The organism is Intrasporangium calvum (assembly GCF_028446585.1).
Lineage (GTDB): Bacteria > Actinomycetota > Actinomycetes > Actinomycetales > Dermatophilaceae > Intrasporangium > Intrasporangium calvum_A.
This window is the reverse complement of the sequence record NZ_JAPFQL010000127.1, coordinates 1-5,710: the sequence shown is the minus strand read 5'-3', so window position 1 is coordinate 5,710 and position 5,710 is coordinate 1. Positions and strand designations below refer to the sequence as shown.

Here is a 5,710-nt window from a genome sequence, read left to right as displayed (position 1 = left end):
GGGCCCGCATGTCGCCGAGCTTCGGCAGGAGGGCATAGACCTCGTCGAGGTCGGCCTTCGTGTCGATGCGTCCGCGGAAGTAGGCCCCGGAGATGAGGTTCTCCTCGACCGTCAGGTGCTCGAAGACGTGCCGCCCCTCCATGCAGAGGGACATTCCCAGCTTGACGCGCTCGGCCGCGTCGAGGTGCGTGACGTTCTGACCGCCGAAGACGATCGACCCGTCCGTCACCTCGCCGTGCTCGGTCGGGAGCAGGCCGGAGACCGCCTTGAGCGTCGTCGACTTGCCCGCACCGTTGGAGCCGAGCAGGGCGACGATCTGGCCCTCGGGCACCGCGAGCGACAGCCCGCGGAGCACGAGGATCACGTCGTCATAGATGACCTCGACGTTGTTGAGGGTGAGGAGGTCGGCGGCCGGCGCCGAGGCACCGGCCGCCCCCTTCCTTCCCACTTCGACCGAGCTCATCGATCAGGACTCCGGCGTCTGGTTGGCCGCGAGCTCGACCATCTGGCCGCCCTTGACCTCGTAGATGCCGGTGCCGGTGGACCCGCGGTGCGAGTCGGCCGTGAAGGCGACCGTGCCGGCGCCGACGACGCCGCCGGTGTCGACGGAGATCGACTCGAGGGCGGTCTTGACGGCCTCACCGGTCAGCTCGCCACCGGCGTCCAGGGCCTTCTCGATGCCCTTGGCCATCACGTCCATCGTGTACCAGCCCTGCGCGTAGTGCAGGCCCTTGTCGGCGAGGGACGAGCCCTTGCTCTTGAGGTACTCGTCGATCGCGGCGTGGCCGGGCTTCTGGGCCGACGGCGGAGCGAACGGCTGGACCATGACGTGGCCCTCGGCGTTGTCGGCGCCCGCGGTCTTGATGAACAGCTCGTCAGCGCACCAGTTGAGGCAGACGATCTTCATGTCGAGGCCCTGGGCCTTGATGTCCTTGGCGACCTGGGCGGCCGGCGAGGAGACGTTCTGGATGACGATGTACTTCGCGCCCTGGGCCTTGGCCTGGGTGAGCAGGCCGACCTGGTTCGGCGTCTTCGGCATCGGGTAGGCCTTGTAGCCGAGGTTGAGGCCCTTCTCGGTGACCCACGACTGGCCGTCGGCGACGGGTGCGAGGCCGAAGGGGCTGTCGTTGTGGAAGACCGCGACCTCGGCCTTGCCGCCGGCGTCCTTGGCGATCCAGTTGAGCGCGACGCGCATCTGGTCGGAGTACGTGGGCGCGACGACGAAGTTGTACGGGGACTCCTTCGGGTCGGTCAAGGCCTCGGCGTAGGAGGCCGACATGAAGGGGAGCTTGTCCGCGGCGACCTTGGTGCGCAGGGCCTCCGAGTCGCCGGTGCCCCAGCCCTGGATGACGACGGCCTCGTCGTTGACGTACTTCTTGTAGAGCTCCTCGGCCGTGGGGACCTTGTAGGCGTAGTCGTTGGAGTCGGCGTCGATCTTGTGGCCCTTGATGCCGCCCTTGCTGTTGATCCAGTCGATGTAGCCGAGCATGCCGTCGTTGTAGGGCGTGCCTACGTCGCCGGTGGCGCCGGTGCGGTCGGCGATGATGCCGATCTTGATCGGGGCCGTGTCGCCGGAGGCGCCGTCGCCGGAGCCGCCCTCGGTGGCCGCGCCGCCGCAGGCGGACAGGGCGAGCGCTGCGGCTGCCGTCGTGGCGACCGCCGCGTAGCGGGTGCTGAACTTCATTTCTTCTCCATTTCTCGGTCGCCGGTTCGGCGGGTACTGCGTGGGTGAAGAGGTCGTATGCCGCTGGGCTCGGTCCGCGGGGTCCGCTCGCCTCGTGCCCGGCTGGGCCCGTGGCTAATAGCGGAAGGGCCAGAACCGGATGTAGTCCTTCATCCGGGTCCAGATCCGGTCGAGTCCTCTCGGTTCGACGAGGAGGAAGACGATGATCGCGATGCCGAAGACCGCGTTCTTGAGGGCGGGGAGCTGGTCGGACAGGGCCGGCATGCTCGAGCCGAGGACGTCGACGAGCTCCGTGAGCAGGGCCGGGAGCAGGCCCATGAAGATCGCACCGTAGACCGCCCCGGCGATGCTGCCGAGACCGCCGACGATGATCATCGCCAGGTAGAGCACCGAGACGTCGAGGGTGAAGCGCTCCCAGGTGACGGTCTCGGTGTAGTGAGCGGTCAGGGCGCCGGCGAGGCCGACGAAGCCGCTCGACACGGCGAAGGCGGTGACCTTCGCACGGGTGATGTTGACACCGATGGCCTCGGCCGCGATGTCCTGGTCGCGCACGGCCATGAAGCTGCGGCCGAGCGTGGTCCGGAAGAGGTTGCGGGCGACGACGACGGCGAGGATCGCGAGGGCGAGGAGGATCCAGTACCACTGGACCTCGAACATCCGCCGCTCGATCTCGAAGCCGCCGACCTGGAGCCGCTTGACCTCGAGGAAGCCCTTGCCCTCCGTCAGCCACTCCCAGCGGCGGACGACGAACATGATGATCTCCTGCGACGCGAGGGTGGCGATCGCGAGGTAGAGGCCCTTGAGGCGCAGGGCCGGCAGTCCGAAGAAGGCGCCCACGGCGGCGGTCATGACGACGGCGATGAGGATGCTGATCGGCACCGGGACTCCGGCACGGTCGGAGATGATCGCCGAGGTGAACGCGCCGACCGCGAGGAAGCCGCCCTGGCCGAGGGAGATCTGGCCGGTGAAGCCGACGAGGATGTTGAGACCGACGGCCCCGATCACGGAGATCAGGATGACGTTGGTGATGCCGAGCCAGTACTTGTCGAGGACGTAGGGCGCGGACAGGAGCAGCACGAGCATGAGGGCGAGCCGAAAGTACTCTGCCTTCGTGTGCCGCAGGCGCAGCTCGGACCGGTAGGTCCGGTGGTGGATGCCGGTGGCAGTCGCCATGGGTCAGACCCTCTCGATCCGTGTCTCGCCGAAGATGCCGTAGGGCCGAACGATGAGGATGGCCACCAGCACGATGTAGGGGATCACCTCGGCCAGGCCGGGATCGGCGTAGCCCGAGACGTATTGCTTGAGCAGGCCGATCACGAGGCCGCCGACGACCGTGCCGGGCACGGAGTCGAGACCGCCGAGGATGACGACCGGGAAGACCATCAGCCCGAAGCCGGCAATGCCCTGCTCGACCGCGGACAGGTCGGCGAGGAGGACACCGGCGATCAGGGCGGAGATCGCGGCGAGGACCCAGGCGAGGCTGAAGACACGCTTGACCGAGATGCCCATCGTCAGGGCGGCCTGCTGGTCGTCGGCGACGGCGCGCATCGCCACACCGTGCCGGGACCGCTGGAAGAAGGCCGAGAAGGCGAAGAGGACGATCGCGGCGATGCCGATGACGATGAGGCGGTTGAGCGGGACGGTGGCGCCGGCGACCTGGATCGTGCCGGTCGGCAGGATCGGTGGCTGCTCGCGGACCGCGGTGCCGTAGAAGATCTGGACGAGCGCCTTGAGGACCGCCGACAGACCGATGGTCACCATGATGACGCTGATGGCGTGCTCGCCGATGAGCGGGCGAAGGACGAACCGTTCGACGACGACACCGAGGACGATCGCGACGAGGACGCCGAAGAGCGCGGCGAGGATGAGCGGCAGTCGCATGACGACGAACGCCGTGTAGAACATGTAGGCGCCGACGAGGAGGAACTCGCCCTGGGCGAAGTTGATGACGCGGGTTGCCTTGTAGATGAGGACGAAGCCGAGGGCAGCCAGCGCGAGCAGGGCTCCGTCGGACAGGCCGTAGACGGTGAGCGAGATGAAGGTGTTCATCGGCGGCCGCTCCAGACGGGTCGGCGCCCCCGGCCTTCGGGAGCACGGAAGGTGGACATGTCGACGATCTTCAGGACGAGGTTGCGCTCGACCTGTGTCCCGTCCTGGTAGGTGACGAGGCTGCGGATCGTCACGTCGTCGGAGCCCTGCGCGAGGGCGTCGATGATCTGGCCGTAACGGTCGGCGATGACGTTGCGCCGGACCTTGCGGGTGCGGGTGATCTCGTCGTCATCGGGGTCGAACTGCTTGTGCAGCAGGACGAACCGCTTGATCCGGATGCTCTCCGGGAGGTCCTCGTTGGACCGCAGGACCTCCTCGGCGATGAGGTCGCGGACCTCCTGCTTGCCGGCGAGGTCGGTGTAGGTCGTGTAGCTGAGGCGCTCGTGCTCCGCCCACGAACCGGTGGTCATCGGGTCGATGGTGAGCATCGCGGTCATGCCGTCGTCGGTCGGGAAGGTGACGGCCTCCTCGACGTAGGGCGAGAACTTCAGCTTGTTCTCGATGAACGCGCTGGAGAAGCGGGTGCCGTCCTTGGTCGTCAGCACGTCCTTGGCCCGGTCGATGACGACGAGGTGGCCCTCGTCGTCGAGGTAGCCGGCGTCACCGGTGTGCAGCCAGCCCTCGGTGTCGACCGCCTCGGCCGTCGCCTCGGGATTGCGGTGGTAGCCGCGGAAGACCGAGGCGGACCTGAGGAGGATCTCGCCGTCGTCGGTGATCCGGATCTCCGTGCCGGGGATCGGGGTGCCGACCGACGCGAAGGCGATGTCGTCGTCGCGGTGGACGACCGCGATGCCGCAGATCTCGGTCTGGCCGTAGATCTGCTTGAGGTTGACGCCGATCGCGTGGAAGAAGCGGAAGACGTCGGGGCCGAGGGGGGCGCCACCGGTGTAGGCGTGGTCGATCCGGGCGAGGCCGAGCTGGTCCCGGACGGGCCGCAGGGCGAGCTGGTCGGCGAGCCAGTAGAGCGGGTTGAAGCGGCCGGCCCTGCCGTGGATGCGCTGCTCGGCGACGCGGTCGCCGACGGAGTAGCCCCAGCCGAAGACCTGGCGCTTGAGCCAGCCCGCCTCGTCGATCCGGACCTGGACCTCGGAGAGCATCGACTCCCAGATGCGCGGCGGCGAGAACATGACGTTGGGGCCGATCTCGCGCAGGTCGGTCTTCTGGGTGGACGAGTCCTCGGGGAACGACAGCGTCAGGCCCTTGGAGAGTCCACACGCGACGGCGAGCATCTGCTCACCGATCCACGCGAAGGGCAGGAAGGACACGTAGCGGTCCTTGGGCCCGATCGGGTCGATCGAGGTGAGGTGCTCGGCCATGGCCAGCAGGTTGGAGTGGGACAGCTCGGCGAGCTTGGGCCGTGACGTCGTGCCGGACGTCGTGCAGATGACGGCGACGTCCTCGGCCCGGCCGGCCGCGACCTGCTCGTCGAGCCAGCCGGGGTGCTCGTCGCCCCAGGCGCGGCCCAGCTCCTCGACGGCCGTGAAGTCCTTGAGGAACGCGTCGGTGTAGGCCTCGAGACCGTGGGGGTCGTAGAAGACGACGGTCTCCATCCGCAGCTCCGCCCCGGAGGCCTCTGTCTCCGAGCGGAGCCGGATCAGCTTGTCGACCTGCTCCTGGTCCTCGGCGACGACGACCCGCGCGCGGGAGTGGCTCAGGATGTGGTGCAGCTCCTCGCCGATGCTCGTCGGGTAGACGCCGACGACGGAGGCGCCGATGCTCTGGGCGGCCAGCTCGGCGATGAGCCACTCGGGCCGGTTGTCGCCGAGGACGGCGACGATCTCGCCGCGCTCGACGCCGAGGGCGGCGAGCCCGTGGGCGAAGTCCCGGACGCGCCCGTTGTACTGGCTCCACGTCAGCGGCTGCCAGATGCCGTAGCGCTTCTCCTGTACGGCCGTGTCGTGGGGGCGCTCCGTCGCGAGCCGAGCGAGCAGCCTCGGGAACGTGTCCCCACGGGGGGCTCCGCCCCCCGTGTCCCCC

Annotated in this window: 5 protein-coding genes; all 5 read right to left on the bottom strand. The window is 68.5% G+C overall.

What is annotated here, in order from left to right:
* Positions 1 to 463 (bottom strand): ATP-binding cassette domain-containing protein (locus OO014_RS18665; protein WP_272463831.1); only part of this gene is annotated, 463 nt, incomplete at its 3' end.
* 3 nt (positions 464 to 466) lie between these two features.
* Positions 467 to 1,684, bottom strand: coding sequence for an ABC transporter substrate-binding protein (locus OO014_RS18660; RefSeq protein WP_272463830.1), 1,218 nt, complete (start codon positions 1,682 to 1,684; stop codon positions 467 to 469).
* Between the two features lie 114 nt (positions 1,685 to 1,798).
* Entirely contained in the window at positions 1,799 to 2,857 is a 1,059-nt protein-coding gene (locus tag OO014_RS18655; RefSeq protein ID WP_272463829.1) for a branched-chain amino acid ABC transporter permease, read from the bottom strand.
* 3 nt (positions 2,858 to 2,860) lie between these two features.
* Positions 2,861 to 3,733, bottom strand: a complete 873-nt coding sequence (locus OO014_RS18650) for a branched-chain amino acid ABC transporter permease (RefSeq protein ID WP_272463828.1) — start codon at positions 3,731 to 3,733, stop codon at positions 2,861 to 2,863.
* Positions 3,730 to 5,710: AMP-binding protein (locus tag OO014_RS18645; protein WP_420485528.1), on the bottom strand; the 1,981-nt coding region annotated here is incomplete at its 5' end. The genes OO014_RS18650 and OO014_RS18645, both read right to left, overlap by 4 nt.